Annotated in this window: 24 protein-coding genes and 1 pseudogene; 14 read left to right on the forward strand and 11 right to left on the reverse strand. The window is 64.3% G+C overall.

The window, feature by feature from the left end; all coding sequences use genetic code 11:
• Positions 1-5 precede the first annotated feature (5 nt).
• Complete coding sequence (locus tag N430_RS26585; RefSeq protein ID WP_110639712.1) at positions 6-1,166, reverse strand: MFS transporter; 1,161 nt, start codon at positions 1,164-1,166, stop codon at positions 6-8.
• A 228-nt stretch (positions 1,167-1,394) separates the two neighbouring features.
• Between N430_RS26585 and N430_RS26590 the strand changes: the two genes are divergently transcribed.
• The 3 genes and pseudogenes from N430_RS26590 to N430_RS30115 all read left to right on the forward strand — a co-directional run bounded on the left by N430_RS26590 (position 1,395) and on the right by N430_RS30115 (position 4,847).
• The gene (locus tag N430_RS26590) at positions 1,395-2,792 is read left to right on the forward strand and encodes a PLP-dependent aminotransferase family protein (protein WP_110639711.1); all 1,398 of its coding nucleotides are present in this window, start codon (positions 1,395-1,397) and stop codon (positions 2,790-2,792) included.
• Positions 2,793-3,761: 969 nt separating this feature from the next.
• Positions 3,762-3,986, forward strand: a pseudogene (locus N430_RS30110) (HAMP domain-containing protein); the annotation flags it as partial.
• Positions 3,984-4,847, forward strand: a complete 864-nt coding sequence (locus N430_RS30115; RefSeq protein WP_371922804.1) for a methyl-accepting chemotaxis protein — start codon at positions 3,984-3,986, stop codon at positions 4,845-4,847. The pseudogene N430_RS30110 and the gene N430_RS30115, both read left to right, overlap by 3 nt.
• A gap of 63 nt (positions 4,848-4,910) precedes the next feature.
• Here N430_RS30115 and N430_RS26600 read toward each other — a convergent pair whose 3' ends face one another.
• On the reverse strand, positions 4,911-6,101 hold the full coding sequence (locus N430_RS26600; RefSeq protein ID WP_110639710.1) for a benzoate/H(+) symporter BenE family transporter: 1,191 nt from the start codon (positions 6,099-6,101) through the stop codon (positions 4,911-4,913).
• A gap of 146 nt (positions 6,102-6,247) precedes the next feature.
• On the opposite strand from N430_RS26600, the gene N430_RS26605 reads away from it, so the two are divergent.
• Entirely contained in the window at positions 6,248-6,850 is a 603-nt protein-coding gene (locus N430_RS26605; protein WP_110639709.1) for a glutathione S-transferase family protein, read from the forward strand.
• A 149-nt stretch (positions 6,851-6,999) separates the two neighbouring features.
• On the opposite strand, the gene N430_RS26610 is transcribed toward N430_RS26605, so the two are convergent.
• The 5 genes from N430_RS26610 to N430_RS26630 all read right to left on the reverse strand — a co-directional run bounded on the left by N430_RS26610 (position 7,000) and on the right by N430_RS26630 (position 9,679).
• Positions 7,000-7,365, reverse strand: coding sequence for a glutathione S-transferase N-terminal domain-containing protein (locus N430_RS26610; RefSeq protein ID WP_110639708.1), 366 nt, complete (start codon positions 7,363-7,365; stop codon positions 7,000-7,002).
• 58 nt (positions 7,366-7,423) lie between these two features.
• The gene (folE, locus tag N430_RS26615; RefSeq protein WP_103449647.1) at positions 7,424-7,969 is read right to left on the reverse strand and encodes a GTP cyclohydrolase I FolE; all 546 of its coding nucleotides are present in this window, start codon (positions 7,967-7,969) and stop codon (positions 7,424-7,426) included.
• Positions 7,970-8,039: 70 nt separating this feature from the next.
• Positions 8,040-8,600, reverse strand: coding sequence for a Smr/MutS family protein (locus N430_RS26620; protein ID WP_110639707.1), 561 nt, complete (start codon positions 8,598-8,600; stop codon positions 8,040-8,042).
• 79 nt (positions 8,601-8,679) lie between these two features.
• The gene (locus N430_RS26625) at positions 8,680-9,000 is read right to left on the reverse strand and encodes a hypothetical protein (RefSeq protein WP_110639706.1); all 321 of its coding nucleotides are present in this window, start codon (positions 8,998-9,000) and stop codon (positions 8,680-8,682) included.
• 88 nt (positions 9,001-9,088) lie between these two features.
• Positions 9,089-9,679 (reverse strand): cysteine hydrolase family protein, encoded by a 591-nt coding sequence (locus tag N430_RS26630; protein WP_054883673.1) that lies wholly within the window; start codon positions 9,677-9,679, stop codon positions 9,089-9,091.
• A 180-nt stretch (positions 9,680-9,859) separates the two neighbouring features.
• Here N430_RS26630 and prmB point away from each other — a divergent pair, with 180 nt between their 5' ends.
• Positions 9,860-10,768 carry a 50S ribosomal protein L3 N(5)-glutamine methyltransferase gene (gene prmB, locus N430_RS26635; RefSeq protein ID WP_110639705.1) on the forward strand — a complete coding sequence of 303 codons (909 nt, stop codon included), beginning with the start codon at positions 9,860-9,862 and terminating at the stop codon, positions 10,766-10,768.
• A 37-nt stretch (positions 10,769-10,805) separates the two neighbouring features.
• Here prmB and N430_RS26640 read toward each other — a convergent pair whose 3' ends face one another.
• Both N430_RS26640 and N430_RS26645 read right to left on the reverse strand, forming a co-directional pair.
• Entirely contained in the window at positions 10,806-11,594 is a 789-nt protein-coding gene (locus N430_RS26640; protein WP_110639704.1) for a hypothetical protein, read from the reverse strand.
• A gap of 103 nt (positions 11,595-11,697) precedes the next feature.
• On the reverse strand, positions 11,698-12,660 hold the full coding sequence (locus tag N430_RS26645; RefSeq protein ID WP_085675476.1) for an alpha/beta hydrolase: 963 nt from the start codon (positions 12,658-12,660) through the stop codon (positions 11,698-11,700).
• 142 nt (positions 12,661-12,802) lie between these two features.
• Between N430_RS26645 and aroC the strand changes: the two genes are divergently transcribed.
• From aroC to N430_RS26660, 3 genes are all read left to right on the forward strand, one after another.
• Complete coding sequence (aroC, locus tag N430_RS26650; RefSeq protein ID WP_110639703.1) at positions 12,803-13,894, forward strand: chorismate synthase; 1,092 nt, start codon at positions 12,803-12,805, stop codon at positions 13,892-13,894.
• Positions 13,895-14,026: 132 nt separating this feature from the next.
• Positions 14,027-15,184, forward strand: coding sequence for an MFS transporter (locus N430_RS26655; protein ID WP_110639702.1), 1,158 nt, complete (start codon positions 14,027-14,029; stop codon positions 15,182-15,184).
• Entirely contained in the window at positions 15,181-15,717 is a 537-nt protein-coding gene (locus N430_RS26660; RefSeq protein WP_110639701.1) for an oxidase, read from the forward strand. Before N430_RS26655 ends, N430_RS26660 begins: the two co-directional genes overlap by 4 nt.
• A 124-nt stretch (positions 15,718-15,841) precedes the next feature.
• Here N430_RS26660 and N430_RS26665 read toward each other — a convergent pair whose 3' ends face one another.
• Positions 15,842-16,114, reverse strand: a complete 273-nt coding sequence (locus N430_RS26665; protein ID WP_027596016.1) for a DUF3509 domain-containing protein — start codon at positions 16,112-16,114, stop codon at positions 15,842-15,844.
• A gap of 267 nt (positions 16,115-16,381) precedes the next feature.
• Between N430_RS26665 and N430_RS26675 the strand changes: the two genes are divergently transcribed.
• Both N430_RS26675 and N430_RS26680 read left to right on the forward strand, forming a co-directional pair.
• Positions 16,382-16,906 carry an ankyrin repeat domain-containing protein gene (locus N430_RS26675; RefSeq protein ID WP_110639700.1) on the forward strand — a complete coding sequence of 175 codons (525 nt, stop codon included), beginning with the start codon at positions 16,382-16,384 and terminating at the stop codon, positions 16,904-16,906.
• Between the two features lie 59 nt (positions 16,907-16,965).
• A complete protein-coding gene (locus N430_RS26680) occupies positions 16,966-17,496 on the forward strand; it encodes a hypothetical protein (RefSeq protein ID WP_110639699.1) in 531 nt (176 codons plus the stop codon).
• Positions 17,497-17,601: 105 nt separating this feature from the next.
• Here N430_RS26680 and N430_RS26685 read toward each other — a convergent pair whose 3' ends face one another.
• Positions 17,602-18,540, reverse strand: a complete 939-nt coding sequence (locus N430_RS26685; protein WP_110639698.1) for a ZIP family metal transporter — start codon at positions 18,538-18,540, stop codon at positions 17,602-17,604.
• A gap of 124 nt (positions 18,541-18,664) precedes the next feature.
• Between N430_RS26685 and N430_RS26690 the strand changes: the two genes are divergently transcribed.
• From N430_RS26690 to N430_RS26705, 4 genes are all read left to right on the forward strand, one after another.
• Entirely contained in the window at positions 18,665-18,856 is a 192-nt protein-coding gene (locus N430_RS26690) for a PLDc N-terminal domain-containing protein (RefSeq protein WP_110639697.1), read from the forward strand.
• Between the two features lie 144 nt (positions 18,857-19,000).
• On the forward strand, positions 19,001-21,058 hold the full coding sequence (locus N430_RS26695; protein WP_110639696.1) for an LTA synthase family protein: 2,058 nt from the start codon (positions 19,001-19,003) through the stop codon (positions 21,056-21,058).
• A gap of 127 nt (positions 21,059-21,185) precedes the next feature.
• Positions 21,186-21,422 carry a hypothetical protein gene (locus N430_RS26700; protein WP_027919510.1) on the forward strand — a complete coding sequence of 79 codons (237 nt, stop codon included), beginning with the start codon at positions 21,186-21,188 and terminating at the stop codon, positions 21,420-21,422.
• A gap of 174 nt (positions 21,423-21,596) precedes the next feature.
• Positions 21,597-21,929: a ribonuclease E inhibitor RraB gene (locus N430_RS26705; protein ID WP_110639695.1), complete on the forward strand. Its 333-nt coding sequence runs from the start codon at positions 21,597-21,599 to the stop codon at positions 21,927-21,929.
• Positions 21,930-22,301 lie beyond the last annotated feature (372 nt).

The following is a 22,301-nucleotide window of genomic DNA, read 5'->3' on the forward strand; positions in this document are numbered from 1 at the left end:
CCGGCTCAATGGCTGCTGACTTGTTGCATGCTTTGCCTTGCGACCTTCAACGCCCCGGCAACGGCCACGCACCCCACCAGCAAGACCCCGCCAAACCCTAGCAAGGCCATGCCCGAGCCCAGGCGGTCACTCAGTATCCCGGTCAGGATCACTGGCACGCTGAAGCCCAGGTAGGCCAGCAGGAAGAACCCCGCACTGGCACGTGTCTTCTCGGCCCCGGCCAGTTCATTGACTGCCGCCAGCCCGCCGAGATAGATGAACCCGTAGCAGGCGCTGCTGGCGGCCACGGCACCGGCAAGCACTGCCCAGAGGCGTCCGCTTTCGGCGCCCCAAGCCAGCAAGGCATAGCTACACGGCAGAATCATCATGCCCAGCAGGGTGGCTGCGCGGCTCGACATACGCCTGGCCAGCGGCTGGAACAGCAGGCCGCAGCTGATCACGCAGAACGTCGAGAACCCCGACCAGGCGCTCAAGCCGTGCTGGCGCAGGATCCCGGGCAGCAGGGCGATGACCAGTCCGACGCAAGCCCAGGCCAGCAGAATGGCCAGGCCATACACCACGCTGCCACGCGGGTAGCAGGGCAGGCGCAGCATGGCACTGCGCTGTGCCGGTCGCGGGTCGGGCAAACGCCACACCAGCAGTACCGCCACTGCGCCAAGCAGCAACTGCAGGTGGAAGCTGCCGGGTGTCAGGCTCGGGCCGCGCAGCAGGAACAGGCTGGTCAGCGCCGCGCCCAGGCCGAAGCCCAGTGAGGTGCTGGCGGTCACCCAGTTGGCGGCGCGGGCATTGCTGCTGGCGCCCATCAGTTCAGCCATGTAGGCGGTGGCCGTGGCGGATGCCAGGCCCGTGCCCAGGCCCAGGAAGAAGCGCGCCACGCCGAGGGTTTGCAGGCTCGGGGCGAACAGCATCAACAGGGTAGCGACCATCGACAGCATGAGCGCGGCGAGGATCAGCGGCCGCCGCCCGACCCGGTCCGCCAGCCCGCCCAGCGCCAGCAGCACCGGCAGTACGCCCAGCACGTAACCAGAGAAGGCCACTGCGGTGGCGGCGGCGCCCTGGCCGGAGAGGTCGGCATAGGTGATGTACAGCGGGGCCTGCAGGTTGACCGCCAGAGTGATCAGGCACAGGGCGAAGGCCAGCAGGGCGGGGGAGTGGTGCGAGGGCATGGGAACGGTCCTGGTTCTTGGGTTGGCTATACCGGCCCTTTCGCGGGCACGCCCGCTCCCACAGGGTACCCACAATGCTCACGGCCTGTGCTGTACCTGTGGGAGCGGGCGTGCCCGCGAAAGGGCCGGTGCAGGAAACTTTGCCCTGCACCCCCAACACCCAACAAGGCACACCCAAGCCCCATTTGTGCTTAACTGTTCGCTAAAAATAAGCAAACACCCACCGCCATGCACTTCACCCTCGACCGCCAAAGCCCCACCCCGCTGGTGCAGCAACTCACCGACCACCTGCAAGCCTGGATCGAACAGCAGCGCCTGCGCCCAGGTGCCCGTCTGCCGTCTATCCGTACCCTGGCCCACAATCAGTCGGTCAGTGCCTCCTGCGTGATCGAAGCCTACGACCGCCTGGTCGCCAGTGGCTGGCTGGAAGCGCGCCACGGCACCGGCTTCTTCGTTGCCGAGCGCAAAGCCATCCTCGAAGCCGACAATCCGCCGGTGTGGGGCGAGGCGGGCGATGGCCGCTGGCGCCAGTTCCGCGAAGGCCATGACGAACTGCTCAAGCTCGGCTGCGGTTGGCTGCCCAATAGCTGGCGCGCAGACGTCGAACTGGCCCAGGCGATCCGCCAGGTCAGCCGCGGCAATCCCCAGGACCTGTTCGACTATTGCCCGCCGCTGGGCCTGGCCAGCCTGCGCCAGCACTTGCACAAGCGCCTGGCGCGGCTGGAGATCGCTGCCGGGCCCGAACGCATCCTCACTACCCAGGGTGCCAGCCATGGCCTCGACCTGCTGGTGCGTACCTTGTTGCGCCCGGGCGACACCGTGCTGGTGGAAAACCCTGGCTACTACAACCTGTACAACCTGCTCCGCCAGCATCAGGTACACATGCTGCCGGTGCCGCGCACGGCGGCCGGCCCGGACCTGGCGGTGCTCGAACGCCTGCTGGCCGAGCACCGCCCACGCTGCCTGTTCACCAACAGCCTGTACCAGAACCCCACCGGCACCAGCCTCACCCCCAAGGTTGCCTATCGCCTGCTGGAGCTGGCCCGTGAGCATGACCTGCGCATCATCGAGGACGATATCTACGCCGACTTCCAGGAAGGCCCGGCCACCCGCCTGGCGACCCTCGACAGCGAGCAACGGGTGATCTACCTGGCCAGTTTCTCCAAGACCCTGAGCAGTTCGCTGCGCGTCGGCTACCTGGTGGCCGATGCACCCTTGGTGGCGCGCCTGGCCGAGCTGAAGATGGTCAGCGGCATCGGCACTTCGCGCTTCGCCGAACAGGTGGTCGGGCAGATGCTGGCCAACGGTAGCTACCGCAAGTGCGTCCAGCGCCTGCGGGTGCGGCTGGGGCAGCACATGGCCAAATTGCTCGGGCAACTGGAACAGTACGGCTGGCAAGTGTTCTGCGAGCCGTATGGCGGCATGTTCGTCTGGGCGCGGGTGCCGGGGCATGATTTCGCCAGCCTCGAACGCCTGGCGCTGGAGCATGCGGTATTGCTTACTCCGGGCAGCGCCTTCGACTACCAGGGCGCAGCCAGCGACTGGCTGCGCATCAATGTCGCCTACGGGCAGGACGCCCGTGCCCAGGGCTTCCTTCAGCACGCAGGGCGACCTTCAGCTAGCTGATCGCGACACGCTCATAGCCATTTGACACCATTTTGGCGCCAACCTCTTGTTACCAGGGTAATAACGTTGCCACGCTTGGCCCTCGGCAAAACCTTGCACGGTGAAGGGGATTCGGCGATGGCGACGAGCAGGCACGGTGTTCTGGCCAACCTGGGCATGGCCCGCAAACTGGGCCTGGGGTTTGCCCTGGTGTTGCTGCTGACCGTCGCGGTGGCGGCCATCGGCATCGCGGCGCTGCACAGCGTTGGCCAGCGCTTCGACGGCCTGCGCCAGTTGGGCCAGATCAATACCGACCTGCTGCGGCTGCGCCAGCACGAGCAGGCCTTTGCCCTGCGCTCCGACATCAAGGAGGCCGAGGCCTTGCGCAGCGGCTTGCAGAGCCTTGCCGAGCGCGCCCGCAGCCTGCCAGCGCTGGCGGCGGCCGAGGCTGACCTGGCGGCTTACGGCCAGGCCTTCGAAGCTTTCGTCGAAGCGGTACAGGCCAAGGAGCTGGCGCTGGACATGGCCAGTTGGTCGGTGTCCAGCGTGGCCAACAACCTCGATGTGTTGCAGTCCGGCCTGGCCGACGATGCCACCTACACCCTCAAACAGTCCCAAGGCCAGCAAGGTAGCGAGTTCCTCGAACAGGCCGGCCAGGTGGCACAGGTGTCGCGGCTGATGTTGCAGGCCATGGATGAAGCGCGGGTACGCCTGGACAAGAGCCGCAAGGGCGAAGAGGGGGAGCAAGGCCGCATCGCCCAGACGGTCGAGGCGGCACAACTGGTCGATCAGCTCAAGGCCTCCGTCAGTGACGCGGGTTACCAGAGTGTGCTCGGTGAGGTGGCCGGGCACATTGCCAGCTTCTCCGACAAACTCAACGAATACACCGACCTGCTGGGCAAGGAGCAAGGCATCAAGGCGCAGTTGCAGGCGCGTGCCGAGCAGGTCACCGGCCGGGTCGACCAGGCCTATGCCGTCGATCAGCAAGCCATGCAGGCGGAACTTGCGCGCAACAGCCTGGCCATCGCCCTGGCTACCGGGCTGGCATTGCTGGTGGGCATCCTCGCCGCCTGGCTGATCACTCGCGCCGTGGTCGGCCCGCTCAAGCGCGTGATTGGCCGTGCCCAGCGCATTGCCGCAGGCGAGTTGAGCCTGGAGCGCGAGGACGCGCGCAGTGATGAAGTCGGCCAGCTGATGCACGCCATGCAGCAGATGGCCGTCGGGCTATCAGGCGTGGTCAGCGGCCTGCAGCAAGGTATCGAGCAGCTGGCCGGCAGCGCCCAGGCGTTGTCGACGGTGACCGAGCAGACCAACCGCGAGGTCGGCAGCCAGAAGGAAGAGACCGAGCAGGTGGCCACCGCCATGCAGCAGATGACCGCCACCGTGCATGACGTGGCGCGCAATGCCGAAGAGGCCGCACAAGCGGCGCAGGCCGCCGATGACAAGGTTGACGCCGGCCAGCGCGTGGTGCGCGAGAGCATGCAGCGCATCGAGCAGTTGGCCACGGCTGCAGACACGGCCAGTGCCGGGATCGACAGCCTGAGTGCCGAGATCCACACCATTGGCGATGTGCTGGAGGTGATCAAGAGCGTCGCTGAGCAGACCAACCTGCTGGCGCTCAACGCAGCCATCGAGGCGGCCCGGGCGGGTGAGCAGGGGCGTGGTTTTGCGGTGGTGGCCGACGAGGTGCGGGCGCTGGCCCGGCGTACCCGGCAGTCGACCGAGGAAATCGAGCGCCTGGTGGCCAGCCTGCGCGGCAATGCCCAGCAATCAGTGGCGCAGATCCGTGGCAGTACCGAGCTGGTGCGCCTGGCCGTGGCCGATGCGCTGCAGACCGAGAGCGCGCTGGGCAGCATTGCGGTGGCGGTGTCGTTGATTCAGCAGATGAACCAGCAGATTGCGGCAGCGGCCGAGCAGCAGAGTTCGGTGGCCGAGGAAATCAGCCGTAGCGTGACGCAGATCCGTGGCAGTGCCGATCAGGCGGCGCTGGCGATGCAGGACAATGCCCGGTCCAGTATCGAACTGGCGCAGCTGGGTAATGACCTCAAGGGCATGGTCGGCCATTTCAGATTGTGATTGCCTGCACTGGCCTCTTCGCGGCTAAAGCCGCGAAGAGGCCGGTACAGGCGATAAGTATCTTCAGGCCTTACGTGGGTTGAGGATCAGCAAGGTCAACACCCCCGCCACAATCCCCCAGAACGCCGAGCCGATCGAGAACAGCGTCAACCCCGACGCCGTCACCATGAAGGTGATCAGCGCCGCCTCGCGCTCCCTGGCCTCGCTCATGGCCACGGTCAACCCGTTCATGATCGAACCGAACAGCGCCAACGCCGCAATCGACAGCACCAGCTCCTTCGGCAGCGCCGCGAACAAGGCCGCCAGGGTGGCGCCGAAGGTACCGGCAATGCCATAGAAAATCCCGCACCACACCGCTGCGGTATAGCGCTTGCTCGGGTCTTCATGGGCGTGTGGCCCGGTGCAGATCGCCGCACTGATCGCCGCCAGGTTGACCCCGTGTGAGCCGAACGGTGCCAGCAGCAGCGAAGCCAGACCCGTCGTTGAAATCAGCGGCGAGGCGGGCACCTGGTAGCCGTCGGCGCGCAGCACCGCCACGCCAGGCATGTTCTGCGAGGTCATCGCCACCACGAACAGCGGAATGCCGATGCTGATGGTCGCGGCCAGCGAGAAACTCGGCGTGGTCCACACCGGGGTGGCCACCTCCAGCTTGAAGCCGCTGAAGTCCAGCAGGCCGAGGGCGCCGGACAACGCCGTACCCACCAGCAAGGCGGCCAGCACGCAGTAGCGCGGCGACAGGCGCTTGACCAGCAGGTAGCTGAAGAACATACCCAGAACCAGCAGGGTGCGGTGCTGGGCGGCAACGAAGATCTCGCTGCCGATCTTGAACAGGATGCCGGCCAGCAAGGCCGAGGCCAGCGAGGCCGGGATGCGCTTGACCAGGCGCTCGAAGCTGCCGGTCAGGCCGCAGATCAGCACCAGCAGCGCACAGGTGATGTAGGCACCGATGGCTTCGCCGTAGCTGACCCCGCCCAGGCTGGTAATCAGCAGCGCCGCGCCGGGGGTCGACCAGGCCACGGTGATCGGGGTGCGGTAGCGCAGCGACAGGCCGATGCTGCACGCCGCCATGCCGATCGACAGCGCCCAGATCCATGACGATATCTGCGCGTTCGTAAGGCCGGCTGCCTGGCCGGCCTGGAACATCAGCACCAGCGAACTGGTGTAGCCGGTGAGCATGGCGATGAAGCCGGCGACCACCGCCGACGGGGAGGTGTCTGCCAGGGGCCGCAGGCGTGCGGAGGTGGCATCGGTCATTGGGTTGGGTCCTTGTCCATGTGTAAGCAGTTTTTTCAGACTAACGCGGGGCGGATTGATCCTTGCCATACAGCAGGCATTGCTTTTAGCCGTACAGTCGCCAACTATTGGGCAAGTTTTCGCAACTGCATGGGAGGGGACGGGCGATGTTCAAGGTGTATGGTGATTATCAGTCGGGCAACTGCTACAAGGTCAAGCTGATGCTCAGCCTGCTCGACCGCCCGTACGAATGGCAGTCGGTGGATATCCTCAAGGGCGAGACCGAAACGCCAGAGTTCCTGGCCATGAACCCCAACGGCAAGGTGCCGGTGCTCAAGCTCGACGACGGTACCTGCCTGTGGGAATCGAACGCGATCCTCAACTACCTGGCCGACGGCAGCGAATTCCTGCCCAGCGAGCCGCGTTTGCGTACCCAAGTGTTGCAGTGGCAGTTCTTCGAGCAGTACAGCCATGAGCCGTATATTGCCGTGGCGCGGTTCATCCAGTTCTACCTGGGCCTGCCGGACGAGCGCGTGGAGGAATACCGCAAACTGCACAAGGGCGGTTACAAGGCGTTGAAGGTAATGGAGCGGCAGTTGCAGATGACGCCGTATCTGGTCGGTGACCAGTACTCGATCGCCGATGTTGCGTTGTATGCCTACACCCATGTGGCGCATCAGGGCGGGTTCGACCTGGCCGATTACCCGGCAGTGCGCGCCTGGCTGGAGCGGGTGGCCAGCCATCCTCGGCATGTGCCGATGGTCGATTAAACACTGGGACTGCTTTTTGTGGGAGCGGCCTTGTGTCGCGAAAGGGCCGCAAAGCGGCCCCAGTAATATCAGCGTAAGTGCAAATACCCTGGGGCTGCTGCGCAGCCCTTTCGCGACACAAGGCCGCTCCCACAAGAGCCGCGCAGGGCTTACGCGAAGCGCTTGTCCAGATAGGCAATGATGGCCTTGGACTCATACATCCAGGTCACCTTGCCCGCTTCTTCGATGCGCATGCACGGCACTTTCACCCGACCGCCACCTTCGAGCAGCGCCTGGCGATGTACGTCGTCGTTTTTGGCGTCACGCAACGCCACCGGCACGTTCAGGCGGTGCAGGGTACGGCGGGTCTTCACGCAGAACGGGCAGGCATGGAACTGGTACAGCGCGAGGCCCTTGGCCTCTTGCTCGACACGCGCCTGGGCCGCCGCATCACGCTTCTGCTTGGCCGGGCGGCTGATCCAGTCGCCGAACACGATGAGCTGGCCGAGGCCGACCCGCAGGGCTTTGACGATCATGGGCTACTCCTGAAATGAAAAAGCCGACCCCTGGGGGCCGGCTCGGGTCATGCGCCGATCACTTGATCAGGCTGAGGAACTCGCTGCGAGTCGAGGCGTTTTCACGGAACTCGCCCAGCATCACCGAGGTGAGCATGGTCGAATTCTGCTTTTCCACGCCACGCATCATCATGCACATGTGCTTGGCTTCGATGACCACTGCCACGCCAGCGGCGCCAGTTACCTGCTGCACGGCCTCGGCGATCTGGCGGCTGAGGTTTTCCTGGATCTGCAGGCGGCGGGCGAACATATCGACGATGCGCGCGACCTTCGACAGGCCCAGGACCTTGCCCTTGGGCAGGTAGGCGACGTGGGCCTTGCCGATGAAAGGCAGCATGTGGTGTTCGCACATCGAATACAGCTCGATGTCCCGGACCAGCACCATCTCGCTGTTGTCGGAGGTGAACAGCGCGCCGTTGGTGACTTCTTCCAGCGTCTGCTCATAACCGCGGCAAAGGTACTTCATGGCCTTTGCAGCCCGCTTGGGCGTGTCGAGCAGGCCCTCACGGGAGACGTCCTCGCCAAGTTGGCTGAGGATCTCGGTGTAGTTCTGTTCCAGGGACATGTATCTACCTGTGGGTAAAAATCGCAAAAGGGAAGGGTACGGCGGCGCGGGCGGCGCTGCAAGCGCGGCGTTACTCGTCGCGGCCTTCCATCATGGTTCGCTTGAGCATCACATACACCGCGCCAGTGCCGCCATGGCGGGCCTGGCACGAGGTGAAGCCGAGCACTTGCGGGTGCTGGCGCAGCCAGGTGTTGACGTGGCTCTTGATCATCGGGCGCTTGCCATCCAGGCGTGCGGCCTTGCCGTGGGTCACCCGTACGCAGCGGACTTCCAGCTGAGTGGCTTCGGCGATAAAGGCCCACAGGGTTTCACGGGCCTTTTCCACGCTCATGCCGTGCAGGTCGAGGCTGCCCTCGAAGGCGATCTGGCCGAGCTTGAGCTTGCGGATCTGGCCTTCCTGCACGCCGTCGCGGCGCCACATCAGCTCGTCTTCGGCACCAACGTCGATGACGAACTGATCGGACAGGCCATCGATCACCAGGGCCTGGTCGCTGCGAATGGTCGCCGCCTGGCGCAGGCCGGCCAGCTGCTTGCGGTCGGTTTTCGGCTTGCCCACGTCGGCGCGGTCGTGCTTGATCGGCTTGACGCCGCGCACTTCAGCGCTGAACAGGGAAAAATCGTCGTCTTGCATGGTGCCTCCACGTGGGCGGCGTAGTTTACGCGATCAACCCAGTGTCGTCAGTACCGGCCTCTTCGCGGGGCACAAACCACTAATCATGCTTTTTCATCAGGTGTGGCGACAGGTTCAGCTCGCGCCCGCGGCGCAGGCGAATACGGCTGCGTCGCCAGAAGCGCACGCCAAGGTACAGCAGCAACAGCCCAACCACGGCCAGGATGCTGGCCAGCGGGCGGTTGGCATTGAGTTCAGCCAGGGCGGTGTAATTGCCGAGCAGCCCGGCGATGCCGGCCATGGCCAGCAATACGCCAAGCGTGGCGATCAGGGCCGACAGGCCGGCGGCAATACGTGCACCCCAGTTACGCGGTTCACGCGGGCGCAGACGCTTGGCGTCGAAACTGCCTTTGAGCTTCATTCCAGTTTCCTCTGTGGACATCCGGAATTCGACCTGGGCCCGGCCCTGGGGTTCCGCCCGGCTGCCGGGCGGTCATCGCAGCGTCAGCTCAGATCAGGCTGGCGGTAGGGGCGACACAGGCGAAGTTATCGGCCATCACGGCCATTTCGCACGCGTGGATCTGGGCGGCGGGGATCACCTGATCCTTGAGCGCCAGGTCGCGGGTTGCCGAGGCGTCTTCCACCAGGGTGCAACGATAACCATAGTCCTTGGCGCGGCGCACGGTGGTGCTGACGCTGGAGTGGCTCATGAAGCCGCACACGATCAGGTCCAGGTGCCCCAGCTCCTGCAGGGTGTCGTGCAGCTTGGTGTTCTTGAAGGCGTTGGGCATGCGCTTTTCGATGACGATTTCACCTTCGCGCGGCTCCAGGCCCGGGATGAACTGGCCGGCCGGGCCCTGCGGGTCGAAGCGCCCGCCAACGGTACCGAGGTGGCGAACGTGGATGATCGGACGGCCGGCCTTACGGGCGGCGTCGAGCAACCGGGCGATGTTGGCCACGGCCTCGTCCATGCCCGACAGTTGCAGAGGACCACTCAGGTATTCCTTCTGCGCATCGATGATGATCAGGCTGGCTTGGCTCAGCTTGGCCGGCGGGTAGTCGCGGCCAGTGAGGCGGAACATCGTGGTTGGAACGGACATCTAGGGCTCCTTCGGTAGGGCTTTTGTATACCTATTCTCCCTTGCCTTGGCGCCAATGGGAATGGTTGACATCGCAAACGGCGTGGTTACTGGCCTGTGGCCTGCCGTCGGGGCATTGCGCAGAACAAATGTGCGGGTGGGGCTGTTAGACTTTTGTACGGTCTGAATTAGGAGTACCCCGTGATCACATCTCGTCTGCGCACGTTGCGCGACCATATCCGCTGGGCGGTCAGCCGCTTCCATGAGCACGAGCTGTTCTTCGGCCACGGCGCCGACAATGCCTGGGACGAAGCCCGCCTGCTGGTGCTGGGCGCCGTGCACCTGCCATGGGAAATCGCCGACAGTTATCTGGACTGCCAACTAGAGGACGACGAGCGGGTACGCCTGCAGCACCTGCTCAAGCGCCGCATCGAAGACCGCGTGCCGACCGCCTACCTGCTGGGCGAAGCCTGGTTCTGCGGCATGTCGTTCATTGTCGACGAGCGCGTGCTGGTGCCCCGTTCACCGATCGGCGAGCTGATCGAAAAACGCTTCGAACCGTGGCTGGCACAGGAGCCGGCACGCATCCTCGACCTGTGCACCGGCTCCGGCTGCATCGGTATCGTGGCGGCCGAAGTGTTCCCCGAGGCTGAAGTGGTGCTGGCCGACCTGTCGTTCGACGCGCTGGAAGTGGCTAACCAGAACATCGAGCGCCATGGCCTCGATGAGCGCGTGTTCACCGTGCAGGGTGACGGCTTTGGTGGCTTGCCGGGGCAGCGTTTCGACCTGATTCTGTCCAACCCGCCGTACGTCGACGCCGAGGACTTCGGCGACATGCCGGCCGAGTATCACCACGAGCCGGAAATGGGCCTGGCCTGCGGCAACGATGGCCTGGACCTGGTGCGGCGGATGCTGGCCGAGGCGGGCGACCACCTGACCGAGAAAGGCTTGCTGATCGTTGAGGTTGGCAACAGCCAGGTGCATGTCGAGGCGCTCTACCCGGAAGTGGACTTCGCCTGGCTGGAGTTCGAGCGTGGCGGGCATGGCGTGTTCATGCTGACCGCCGAGCAGTGCCGTCAGCACCAGGAGCTGTTCAAGGCTCGCGTCTGACGCTGGATTGCCGGGGCTGCAACGCGGCCCCAGTTGTCTACCGGGTAGCGATCCAGATCAACAAACCCGCCTGGAACACGGCAAACGCCACCAGGCAGGTGATGGTAAAGCGCAACCCGCTATCCTCACGCCGGTACTTGGCTACCCGCTCATCCCGCTCGCGCAATTGCCCCTCTTTCTCCAGCAACTGCTGCTCGGCCTGTTGCAACATCCCCGCCGCATCGAGAATGCCCAATTGCTGCACTTTCTCGGTATTCCAGCCGCCCTTGAGCTGGCTCACCGTTGTGTCGAGCGTGCGCCCCTTTAGGTGCTGCGGGTCGGCGTATTCCACTTCCATGCCGCAGGCGGTGATGAAGCGGTCGCGGCGCAGGCGGGTATCTTCGTTCAGCGCATCTTTGTTCGGCAGCGCCATGCCTTCGACCCGGTAGTTCGACCAGCGACGCTGCAGCCACTGCACGGCCTGGCCCAGCATGAAGCGGCCGAGGCCACGGTTCAGCGGCTCCAGTTGCAGGCCGCTGTCGCTGCCGAGGGTCACCAGGCGTTCGGTGTGATCCACCCGCACATCCAGCTGGTTCTGCTCCTTGCGCACTTTCTGCCCAGGCAGGCGGATTTCCATGCGCAGCAGGCTGTGGGCCTTGTCATGGCGCTCGGCGTAGGCGAACTCGACGAAGCGCAATGGCCGTGCACCGCTGTTGCGGTCGGTGGGCAAGGGCGCCAGGCGCAGCAACTGGAAGTGTTCGACGACAAGGTCGGCCCAGGGCAGGGCGGCAGGTTCCGGGGCGTGCGGCTCTTCGGCCGGTTCGACGGCGGCGGGGGCATCGGTCATCAAGGCATTTCCTCAGATACGGGCGGGCGCTGATGGGGGCTGCAAAGCGGCCCCAATCAGCACCGATACCGCGTTATCGGCAGGTTTTACCGATGTTTGAGGGTCATGCCGAAGGCAACTGGTGAATGAAGCTGACCACCCGCTCGCCGAGCTCACGTGCCAGAGGCAATTCCGGGTTGAGGTAGCTGTCACGCTGCAGGTGCATGTCCTTGGGGCTGATGCGCAGCATGTGGTTCATGCCGTCGATCAGCACCAGCTGGGCATCCGGCTTGGCTGCCTTGAGGCGTTCGGCATCGGCCACGTCGACCTGCACATCATTGCGGCCTTGCACGATCAGCGCAGGCATCGGCAAGCGGGCGAAGGCCTGCGCCGGGTCCTGCTGGAGCAAGGTGATCAGATAGGGCTGTACGCTGGGGCGGAACACCTGGCGCAGCGGTGCCGGCACGTCCAGGCTGGTCTGCCCGGCCTGCAGGCGGTCGAGCAGGGCGCTGCCACCGGCCAGTTGCGCCGGTGACATGCGCTGGGCCAGCTGCTCGCGCAGCACGTCCGCCAATGGCCGGCCCATGCCGGCCAGGGTGATCACCGCGCTGGCGCCGGCACGCTCGGCGGCCAGGCTGGCGATCAGCGCCCCTTCGCTGTGGCCGACCAGAATCAGCGGGCCGAAGCGTGGGTCGGCCTTGAGCTTGCGGCTCCAGGCCACCACGTCGTCGACGTAGCGCTGCACGCTGAGGTCGCGTTCATCGGGCGTGGCCGGCTGGCTGGCCGCCACCCCGCGCTTGTCGTAGCGCACGCTGGCGATGTGTTCGTTGGCCAGTACCAGGGCCAGGCGCTTGAGGTTGTCGACGCGCCCCGAGGCCGGGTTGTTGCCGTCGCGGTCGGTGGGGCCGGAGCCGGCGATGATCAGCACCACCGGCGGTGGCGTGGCCTGTTGTGGCAGCAGCAGGCTGCCGTGCAGCACACCTTGGCCCGTGTCCAGGTCGATGGGGCGTTGCAGCACGGTAGGGGCAGCGGCCTGGGCCAGGCCCGTGCACAGCAGGAGGAAGAAGGCGACGAGGCGCGACATCATGCGGTACTACAGTGGGGAGATGACGGTTTGACCCAATGTTTGCGGGAAGGTTCGCAGGCAAGGCCCAGGCAGCGCACAGATTGCCATTCCATCTGTATACTGCCCGCTTTCGTTCATCTCAGGCAGATTTCGCGGAGCGTCCATGTCCGGCAATACCTACGGCAAGCTGTTCACTGTCACCACCGCTGGCGAAAGCCATGGCCCGGCGTTGGTCGCCATTGTCGATGGTTGCCCACCTGGCCTGGAAATCTCCCTCGCCGACCTGCAGCACGACCTCGACCGGCGCAAGCCTGGCACCAGCCGGCACACCACCCAGCGCCAGGAAGCCGACGAAGTGGAGATCCTTTCCGGCGTGTTCGAAGGCCGCACCACCGGCTGCTCGATCGGCCTGCTGATCCGCAACACCGACCAGAAGTCCAAGGACTACTCGGCGATCAAGGACCTGTTCCGCCCGGCCCACGCCGACTACACCTACCATCACAAGTACGGCATCCGCGACTACCGTGGCGGTGGCCGCAGCTCGGCGCGGGAAACCGCCATGCGCGTGGCCGCCGGTGCCATCGCCAAGAAGTACCTGGCCACCCAGGGCATTCAGGTGCGCGGCTACATGAGCCAGCTGGGCCCGATCGAAATCCCGTTCAAGAGCTGGGACTCGGTGGAAGAAAACGCCTTCTTCAGCCCCGACCCGAGCAAGGTGCCGGAACTCGAGGCCTACATGGACCAGCTGCGTCGTGACCAGGATTCGGTCGGGGCGAAGATCACCGTGGTGGCCGAAGGCGTGATGCCAGGCCTGGGCGAGCCGATCTTCGATCGCCTCGACGCCGAGCTGGCCCACGCGCTGATGAGTATCAACGCGGTCAAGGGCGTGGAAATCGGCGCCGGTTTCGCCAGTGTTGCCCAGCGTGGCACCGAGCACCGTGACGAACTGACCCCGGAAGGCTTCCTCAGCAACAATGCCGGCGGCATCCTCGGTGGTATCAGCTCAGGCCAGCCGATCGTTGCCCACCTGGCGCTGAAGCCGACCTCCAGCATCACCACCCCAGGCCGTTCGATCGACGTCGATGGCAACCCGGTCGACGTCATTACCAAGGGCCGCCACGACCCGTGCGTCGGTATCCGCGCCACGCCGATTGCCGAAGCGATGATGGCCATCGTGCTGATGGACCACCTGCTGCGTCACCGTGCGCAGAATGCCGATGTGAAGGTCAACACCCCGGTGCTGGGCCAGCTCTGATTCGCCAGTGCCGGCCTCTTCGCGGGTAAACCCGCTCCCACAGGGATATCACTGAACCTGAGGGGAGCGGGAGCTCTGTGGGAGCGGGTTTACCCGCGAAGAGGTCGGCACAGGTCCCACAAGGCTTATTCCATGCCTGCGATTCCCTACTGGCGCCTGTCCAGCTTCTACCTGTTCTACTTCGCCCTGCTGGGCTCCACCGCGCCGTTCCTGGCCCTGTACTTCGACCACCTGGGTTTCTCCCCTGCACGCATCGGCGAACTGGTGGCCATCCCCATGCTGATGCGCTGCATCGCCCCCAACCTGTGGGGCTGGCTCGGTGACCGCAGTGGCCAGCGCCTGCTGATCGTGCGCCTGGGCGCCTTGTCGACCCTGGCCACCTTCTCGCTGATCTTCTTCGGCAAGAGCTACGCCTGGCTGGCGCTGGTCATGGCGCTGCATGCGTTCTTCTGGCACGCGGTGCTGCCGCAGTTCGAAGTCATCACCCTGGCCCACCTGCATGGGCAGACCTCGCGCTACAGCCAGGTGCGCCTGTGGGGCTCGATCGGCTTCATCCTCACCGTGGTCGGCCTGGGCCGGCTGTTCGAATGGCTGAGCCTGGACATCTACCCGGTGGCCCTGGTGACCATCATGGCCGGCATCGTCGCCGCCAGCTTGTGGGTGCCCAACGCCCAGCCGGTGGAGCAGGGCGAGCGCCCGGCGGCGGGCGGTTTCCTGCGCCAGCTGACGGCGCCGGGGGTGATCGCCTTCTATATCTGTGTGGCGTTAATGCAGCTCAGCCACGGCCCGTACTACACCTTCCTCACCCTGCACCTCGAACACCTGGGCTACAGCCGCGGTGCCATTGGCTTGCTGTGGGCGCTGGGGGTAGTGGCCGAGGTGCTGATGTTCATGGTCATGAGCCGCCTGTTTGCCCGCTTCAGCGTGCAGCGGGTGCTGCTGGTCAGCTTCCTGCTGGCGGCGCTGCGCTGGCTGTTGCTGGGCAACCTGGCGGATGAGCCGGCCGTGCTGATCTTCGCCCAGTTGCTGCACGCGGCCACCTTCGGTTGCTTCCACGCCGCGTCCATCGCCTTCGTCCAGGCCAGTTTCGGTGCCCGCCAGCAAGGCCAGGGCCAGGCGCTGTATGCGGCGCTGTCGGGTACCGGCGGTGCATTGGGCGCCTTGTATTCGGGCTACAGCTGGAAACTGCTGGGGCCGACCTTCACCTTTGGTATGGCCAGCGCCGCAGCGTTGGCGGCAGCCGTTATCATTGCCACTCGTTCGAAATCGACCAGGACCAGCAGCCGATGAGCATCCTCTGTGTTTTCCACCCGTCCAGCCCGGACTTGCCGAACAAGGTGCTGACCCACCACGACGACATCGCCGCGACCCTGGCCGAGCACGGCGTGCGCTTCAGCCATGGCCCGCTGGAGCTGCGCGTGCGCCCGGGCAGCAGCCAGGCCGAAGTGCTCGACGCCTGTCGCGGGCACCTCGACCAGCTGATGACGGCCCAAGGCTGCGCGGCGTTCACGCTGCTCAACCGTGATGGCCTCGACCCGACGCAGGTCGATGTGCGTGACGAGCATGTGCACGACAGCGACGAAGTGTTCGCCGTGGTGACCGGCCGCGCACAACTCGGCCTGCGCCTGGGCGAGTACGTGTATGCGGTGCTATGCGAAAAGGGAGACCAGCTGGTGGTGCCGGCAGGGACGCGGCGCTGGGTGGAGCTGGGGGACAATCCGTTCTGCCTGGCGTTGCGCCTGTTTGGCAGTGAGCAGGGCGTAGAGCCGCGGTTTACCGGTGATACGACTGCTCGGGCGTTTCTCGGGATCGACGAGCTTTAGTGTCTGACCGGGCCCTATCGCGAGCTGCGCTCGCTCCTACAAAGGTACCCCGCCATCCCTATGGGCAATGCGATACCCCTGTAGGAGCGAGCTAAGCTCGCGATAGGGCCGGTACAGACAAACTTCAACGGTATGTTGGCAGCGCAAACCGTTGCTGACTCTGCAGCATGGAAATCACCGGCAGTTCACTGGCCTGCTCGGCCAGGTCACGGCGAATGGCACTGATCGCCCAGGACAACTGTTCGGCACTGTGCAACTGGCCGTAGGTCAGCACGCGGCGGGTGACCTTGCCGTCGGCGGCGCGCAGGGTCAGCAGCACGCCACCGTCAGGGCGGGGCTGGGTGGCGACCTGGTAGGCGGAGAACACCGAGACGAATTTTTCCTGGATGAGGTCCATATCAACTCCTGACTGTTGTGTGGGCAGACGTGAGTTGATCGTTGCAGTGACCGTGCCAGAAACTGAAGTCGAGGAAAGTCCAGTAAATACAAGGCTTTATGGGGGATTTTCAGAGGCGGCATCGTGCAGGCTGCATGGTCGTGCATTTTGCACAGTGCATTTTGCACGGCTCCGGCTCTACCTATCGGCCCCATAGAATCTGAACCTTTGACCGCAATGGCATGCCTGACAAAAACTTGGGCAATCATTTATGCCAGGAGGTTCCCGATGTCCGATCAACCCACCGCTACCGCCATGACCGATGACGAAACCGCCGCTTTTGCCGAGCAGGTCTTCGAGCGTGCCCGCCAGGGCGACGCCGAGATGCTCGGCCGCCTGCTGGCCAGCGGCCTGCCGGCCAACCTGCGCAATCACAAGGGCGATACCTTGCTGATGCTGGCCAGCTACCACGGCCAGCATGAAGCGGTGCGGGTGCTATTGGCCCACGGCGCCGACCCGCTGATCGCCAACGACAACGGCCAGTTGCCCATCGCCGGTGCGGCCTTCAAGGGGGACCTGGCAATGATCCGCCTGCTGCTGGAAAGCGGCGTCGCGGTGGATGCTGCCGCGCAGGACGGGCGAACCGCACTGATGCTGGCGGCGATGTTCAACCGCAGCGAGATCCTCGACTACCTGTTGGCCCAAGGCGCCGACCCGGCGCGCCAGGACGCCCGTGGCGCCACGGCGCTGATGGCGGCGCAGACCATGGGCGCGGTGGACGCCGCTGCACGTCTGCAAGCGCTGGCCGGCTAACTGCCCGGGGGCATTTGCGGCTATCCTTGGCGACTTTTCACCCGTCGCAGGCCCCCTTCATGAAAAACCAGTTGCTCGAATTCATCAGCCTCATTGGCGCCGGCTGCATGCGCGATGAGGAAATCGAGCGCATCGCCGACGAGGCCGCCCAGGCCTACGCCGACCCCGCTGCCTTCCTCGCCGCCAACCCGGACATCAACTACGACGACAGCTTCCCGATCCCGCTGGGCGAATGGGTTGTGCTCGGCAGCCTGCCAGACACCGTGGTGTTCCAGGCCGACAGCTATCAGGAGCTGTTCCAGCACATCAGCGATTCGTTCGACCAGAGCGTGCCGTTCACCCTCAAGCCCAAGCAGCTGGCGCGCACCGAGCCGCTGACCGCACTCAACCGCATCCAGGTGCAGATGGGCGCATTGAACAAGGAGGCGGGCGGTTATGTGCTGCTCAACTTCAGCCAGCTGCTCGATGACGAGTTGCAGATGGTGATGGTTGGCCAGCAGGACCTGGCGCGGGTGCTGGAGCTGGGGGCAGAAGTGGGGATCAAGGTGGAGCCGGCGCTGGAAGCCTTGAAGGTCGCCGTTCACGTCTGATTTCACCTATTGCCTCTTCGCGGGCTCGCCCGCTCCCACAGGAGGGTGCGATCCCTGTGGGAGCGGGCGAGCCCGCGAAGAGGCCAGCACAGGTAACCCATAAACTCACCCCAACGCGGTATCCAGAAACATCATCACCGCAAACCCACCCATCAACCCCAGGGTCGCCGACGTCTGATGCCCGTTACGGTGGGTCTCGGGAATCACCTCATGGGACACCACGAAGATCATCGCCCCCGCCGCCAGCCCCATGCTGATCGGGTAGGCCAGGGCAAACCCGGTGGAAATGCCCAGGCCGATCACCGCGCCCAGGGGTTCCATCAGCCCCGAACCAATCGCCACCAGCGCAGCTTTCAGGTTCGACAGCCCGGTCGCCCGCAAGGCCAGGGCCACGGCCAGCCCTTCAGGAATGTCCTGGATGGCGATGGCGCTGGTCAGTGGCAGGCCGATATTCATGTCGCCATTGGCGAAGCTCACCCCGATCGCCATGCCCTCGGGCAAGTTGTGCAGGGTGATCGCCAGCACGAACAGCCACACCCGGCTCAGCCGTTCGGCCTCCGGGCCGCAGGGGCCGGTGCTTTCATGCTCGTGCGGGGTGAAGCGGTCGAGGCCGAGCATCAGCAGCACGCCCAGGCCCATGCCCAGCACCACGGTGAACGCCGCCGCCGGGCCATTGCCGGTGATCGCCCGGGCAGCATCCAGGCCCGGCAGGATCAGCGAGAACGAACTGGCCGCGAGCATCATGCCGGCGGCAAAACCGAGCATCACATCCTGGCTGCGCGTGCTGACATCGCGCAGCACCACCGCCAGCACCGCGCCCAGGGCGGTGGCGGCAAAACCGGAAAGCCCGCCGAGCGCGGCCAGGTGCAGGTTGTCGGCGTGGTCGCCGTTGATAGCGTTCCAGAAGCTGGCCGCCAGCAGCACGATCACCGCCAGCAGGCTCACGCCCAGGCCCGCACTGAGCCATGGGGTGCTGTGCACCTGTTGGCGCCAGGCGCTCAGCAAAGAGGGCGGGGTGGCACCTTGAGTGTGGGCTGGGGGCATAGGAACCTCGAATTCATGAATGCTTGCAGTCTAGGCAGTGACCTGCACGGCCGGCCAAGGATTCCCTTCTATGGCCCCGATAGAGGACTATGCTCAGCAACAGCCTTTCAAGGAGAACGCGGCAATGGGCTCTACTTTCAATGGCCTGGTCGGCCTGATCATTCTCGCCCTGGACATCTGGGCAATCCTCAATGTGATCAAGAGCAGCAGCGAAGTGGGGATCAAGGTGTTGTGGATTCTGCTGATTGCCCTGCTGCCAGTGATCGGCCTGGTGATCTGGGCGATTGCCGGGCCGCGGGGTAACGTGCGGATATGAAAGCCGCGTCGCAGACAAAATCAGCAATAGTAACGTGACAAAATTTTCACATTGGATTAAACAGAATCCGCTCCCGCATAATGCTTGCGTTGGGCCAGCCCCAACGCCATCTCCGCAAACCGCAATCCTAGGACCTTCCCATTCATGGCTAACACGGATGCCTTGAGGCAACAGGGCGCGCGAGCGTTCACGCCGACCTTGAAATCGCACCTGGCCTATACGCTGCTCAGCGGCCTGGTGATCATGTTGATGCTCAGCCTGGTGCGCCTGGCGCTGCTGGTCTACAACAGCGACATGATCGGCGACACCCCTTACTCGACTGTCGCCGAGGGCTTCTTAAACGGATTGCGCTTCGACCTGCGGGTGGTGGTGTACCTGAGCATTCCGCTGCTGCTGGCAATGTTGAGCCCCTGGCTCATGGCCCGGCGCGGGCTGTTCCGCTTCTGGCTGACCCTCGCCTCGAGCGTGGTGATGTTCCTCGGCCTGATGGAGATGGACTTCTACCGCGAATTCCACCAGCGCCTCAACGGCCTGGTCTTCCAGTACATCAAGGAAGACCCGAAGACCGTTCTGAGCATGCTCTGGTACGGCTTCCCGGTGGTTCGCTACCTGCTGGCCTGGGCCTTCGGCACCTGGCTGCTGAGCCTGCTGTTCAAGGGCATCGACCGCCTGACCCGGGGTACCGGCGAACAGCGCGTGGCGCCGTGGTACAACCGCCTGGCGGTGTTCATGGTGATCCTGCTGGTGGCAGTGGTCGCCGCCCGTGGCACCCTGCGCCAGGGCCCGCCGATGCGTTGGGGTGATGCCTTCACCACCGACTCCAACTTCGTCAACCAGCTGGGCCTGAACGGCACCCTGACCCTGATCGACGCTGCCAAGAGCCGCTTCGGCGAAGACCGCGCCAATATCTGGAAGCCGGTACTGAAACAGGATCTGGCCACCGAGACCGTGCGCAAGCAACTGCTGACCGCCAACGACACCCTGGTCGATGCCGACGAGGCTGCCGTGCGCCGCGACTTCGTGCCGCCGGCTGACCGCACCCTGCCGATCAAGAACGTCGTGGTGATCCTCATGGAAAGCTTCGCCGGTCACTCGGTAGGCGCCCTGGGCAGCCCGAACAACATCACCCCGTACTTCGACAAGCTGGCCAAAGAAGGCCTGCTGTTCGACCGCTTCTTCTCCAACGGCACCCATACCCACCAGGGCATGTTCGCCACCATGGCCTGCTTCCCCAACCTGCCAGGCTTCGAATACCTGATGCAGACCCCTGAGGGTGGCCACAAGCTGTCGGGCCTGCCGGCGCTGCTCAGTGCCCGTGACTACGATGACGTCTATGTCTACAACGGCGATTTCGCCTGGGACAACCAGTCCGGGTTCTTCGGCAACCAGGGTATGACCACGTTCATCGGCCGTAACGACTTCGTCAACCCGGTGTTCTCCGACCCGACCTGGGGCGTGTCCGACCAGGACATGTTCGACCGCGGCAACGAGGAACTGGCCAAGCACGACCAGAAGAAGCCGATCTACGCGCTGTTGCAGACCCTGTCCAACCACACGCCGTACGCGCTGCCGACCAACCTGCCGGTCGAGAAGGTCACCGGCCAAGGCCGCCTGGACGAGCACCTGACAGCCATGCGCTACTCCGACTGGGCGCTGGGCCAGTTCTTCGAGAAGGCGCGTAAAGAGCCGTACTTCAAGGACACCCTGTTCGTGATCGTCGGCGACCACGGCTTCGGCAACCAGCAGCAGGTCACCGAGCTGGATCTGGGCCGCTTTAACGTGCCGCTGCTGCTGATCGCGCCGGGCATCCAGGAGAAGTTCGGTGCGGTCAACCACACCGTGGGTACCCAGGTCGACATCGTGCCGACCATCATGGGCCGCCTGGGTGGCGAGACCCGTCACCAGTGCTGGGGCCGAGACCTGCTCAACCTGCCTGAAGGTGACCCAGGCATCGGCATGATCAAGCCGTCGGGCAGCGAGCAGATCGTTGGCCTGGTCAAGGGCGACCACCTGCTGATCGAGTCCAAGGACATGAGCCCGCGCATGTACCGCTACCAGCTGGGCAGCGAGTTCAAGGCCGAGCTGATCGAAAGCCCTGAGCAGCCGCAGATGCTGCAGCAGCTCGAGGCCTTCATCCAGACCGCGACCAAGAGCTTGCTGGACAACACCGCCGGTGTTGTCCACGGTACGCCAAAGAAATAAGCATCATGTAGCAAACAGAAAGGGCCGCATTGCGGCCCTTTTCTGTTGCAGGAACGAATCCCCAGGCCCAAGGTCTGCATTTACAGGCGTCACACACCGGGTGTTCTTTGATTGAGAGGGCAATTCAATGAAAGAGTGGGAAGTCATCTTTGCCGACCAGAAAGGCGAGCCAACCACCTTGCTGCTGCACGGTGAACAGTGCCCCAGCGAGGAAGAAGCGGCCCGCGCCATCCGTTCGCATCTGTTTCCGGTCATGGATGAGCTGGACCTCAACGACTTCCAGGACCGCGCCCCATCCCCTACGGCACGCTGGCTCAAGGAGCAGAACGGCGTGATCATCACCAGCATCCACGAAGCGCCCTGAATCAAGGGTTGGCGTGGTGCCTGCGCAGGCACTACGCTGGTGGGAGGTGCGGGCCTTTTCTGCGGGCCTGCACCCATTCAATTCGCGTCTTGCATCAGCTCGATCTGTCGGCAGTGCCGGCAGGTGCGTAGTGCACGGAAAGTCTATCCATCGCATTATTCGGGAGGACGATTCATGAGCAGCCTGAACGACGATATCAGCAGTAATGTCCTGCGCCAGATGAAAGCTGGCGGTTTCGACTTCACCCGCATCCACCCCATCGAGTTCTACGCGGTCTTTCCAGATGAAGCCGGCGCGCGACGTGCAGCCGGGCAGTTTCGTGGCGAATCGTTGAATGCTCAGGTGCGTGAACTGGACGATGGCGCGTGGCACCTGGAACTGAGCAAGGTCATGTACGCCACCTATGGCGGCATTGGTGATTTTGAGGAAGCCTTCGAGCAGGTCGTTTCACCCTATGGCGGCGAAGTCGAAGGGTGGGGCGTCAAGCAGGAAAGGCCGATTGCCTGAGATTTTGGGGCTGCTGCGCAGCCCTTTCGCGACACAAGGCCGCTCCTATGTATGGACTCGCCCACACTGTCTAGCTGCTTTTGAACATAGGAACCCGGTTGCATCTATGTATCAGGCCTGTTCGAGGAAGCTTTTTGCTTCTGGCCAACATCGTGGTGAGCTCGCAGTGTGCCGTTTACATTGAGGCCACTATTAGGCCTGTAGGAGCGGAGGCATCTATCTGCGACGGTCTTACCTAGGGTCAATGTTCACTAGCAGGGGTTGGAGCGCTTGGCGCCCCGGTGGCATTACTCGGGTGGTCAGAGGCTCATAGCAGCCTCCGGGTTGTTGTTCGGTTTGCGTTGATAAACCTGATCACTCTGTAACAGGGCC

This window comes from Pseudomonas sp. CC120222-01a (assembly GCF_003097235.1).
Lineage (GTDB): Bacteria > Pseudomonadota > Gammaproteobacteria > Pseudomonadales > Pseudomonadaceae > Aquipseudomonas.

Excerpts from the sequence above, each read along its gene's own strand:
- N430_RS26660 (WP_110639701.1), top strand. The coding sequence starts at position 15,181 with ATGAGCATCCTCTGTGTTTTCCACCCGTCCAGCCCGGACTTGCCGAAC.
- N430_RS26590 (WP_110639711.1), top strand. The coding sequence starts at position 1,395 with ATGCACTTCACCCTCGACCGCCAAAGCCCCACCCCGCTGGTGCAGCAA.
- N430_RS26625 (WP_110639706.1), bottom strand. The coding sequence starts at position 9,000 with ATGAAGCTCAAAGGCAGTTTCGACGCCAAGCGTCTGCGCCCGCGTGAA.
- N430_RS26655 (WP_110639702.1), top strand. The coding sequence starts at position 14,027 with ATGCCTGCGATTCCCTACTGGCGCCTGTCCAGCTTCTACCTGTTCTAC.
- N430_RS26705 (WP_110639695.1), top strand. The coding sequence starts at position 21,597 with ATGAGCAGCCTGAACGACGATATCAGCAGTAATGTCCTGCGCCAGATG.
- N430_RS26600 (WP_110639710.1), bottom strand. The coding sequence starts at position 6,101 with ATGACCGATGCCACCTCCGCACGCCTGCGGCCCCTGGCAGACACCTCC.
- N430_RS26585 (WP_110639712.1), bottom strand. The coding sequence starts at position 1,166 with ATGCCCTCGCACCACTCCCCCGCCCTGCTGGCCTTCGCCCTGTGCCTG.
- N430_RS26605 (WP_110639709.1), top strand. The coding sequence starts at position 6,248 with ATGTTCAAGGTGTATGGTGATTATCAGTCGGGCAACTGCTACAAGGTC.
- N430_RS30115 (WP_371922804.1), top strand. The coding sequence starts at position 3,984 with ATGGCCGTCGGGCTATCAGGCGTGGTCAGCGGCCTGCAGCAAGGTATC.
- N430_RS26645 (WP_085675476.1), bottom strand. The coding sequence starts at position 12,660 with ATGATGTCGCGCCTCGTCGCCTTCTTCCTCCTGCTGTGCACGGGCCTG.
- N430_RS26675 (WP_110639700.1), top strand. The coding sequence starts at position 16,382 with ATGTCCGATCAACCCACCGCTACCGCCATGACCGATGACGAAACCGCC.
- N430_RS26610 (WP_110639708.1), bottom strand. The coding sequence starts at position 7,365 with ATGATCGTCAAAGCCCTGCGGGTCGGCCTCGGCCAGCTCATCGTGTTC.
- N430_RS26685 (WP_110639698.1), bottom strand. The coding sequence starts at position 18,540 with ATGCCCCCAGCCCACACTCAAGGTGCCACCCCGCCCTCTTTGCTGAGC.
- folE (WP_103449647.1), bottom strand. The coding sequence starts at position 7,969 with ATGTCCCTGGAACAGAACTACACCGAGATCCTCAGCCAACTTGGCGAG.
- N430_RS26630 (WP_054883673.1), bottom strand. The coding sequence starts at position 9,679 with ATGTCCGTTCCAACCACGATGTTCCGCCTCACTGGCCGCGACTACCCG.
- N430_RS26640 (WP_110639704.1), bottom strand. The coding sequence starts at position 11,594 with ATGACCGATGCCCCCGCCGCCGTCGAACCGGCCGAAGAGCCGCACGCC.
- N430_RS26680 (WP_110639699.1), top strand. The coding sequence starts at position 16,966 with ATGAAAAACCAGTTGCTCGAATTCATCAGCCTCATTGGCGCCGGCTGC.
- aroC (WP_110639703.1), top strand. The coding sequence starts at position 12,803 with ATGTCCGGCAATACCTACGGCAAGCTGTTCACTGTCACCACCGCTGGC.
- N430_RS26620 (WP_110639707.1), bottom strand. The coding sequence starts at position 8,600 with ATGCAAGACGACGATTTTTCCCTGTTCAGCGCTGAAGTGCGCGGCGTC.
- N430_RS26690 (WP_110639697.1), top strand. The coding sequence starts at position 18,665 with ATGGGCTCTACTTTCAATGGCCTGGTCGGCCTGATCATTCTCGCCCTG.
- N430_RS26700 (WP_027919510.1), top strand. The coding sequence starts at position 21,186 with ATGAAAGAGTGGGAAGTCATCTTTGCCGACCAGAAAGGCGAGCCAACC.
- N430_RS26695 (WP_110639696.1), top strand. The coding sequence starts at position 19,001 with ATGGCTAACACGGATGCCTTGAGGCAACAGGGCGCGCGAGCGTTCACG.
- N430_RS26665 (WP_027596016.1), bottom strand. The coding sequence starts at position 16,114 with ATGGACCTCATCCAGGAAAAATTCGTCTCGGTGTTCTCCGCCTACCAG.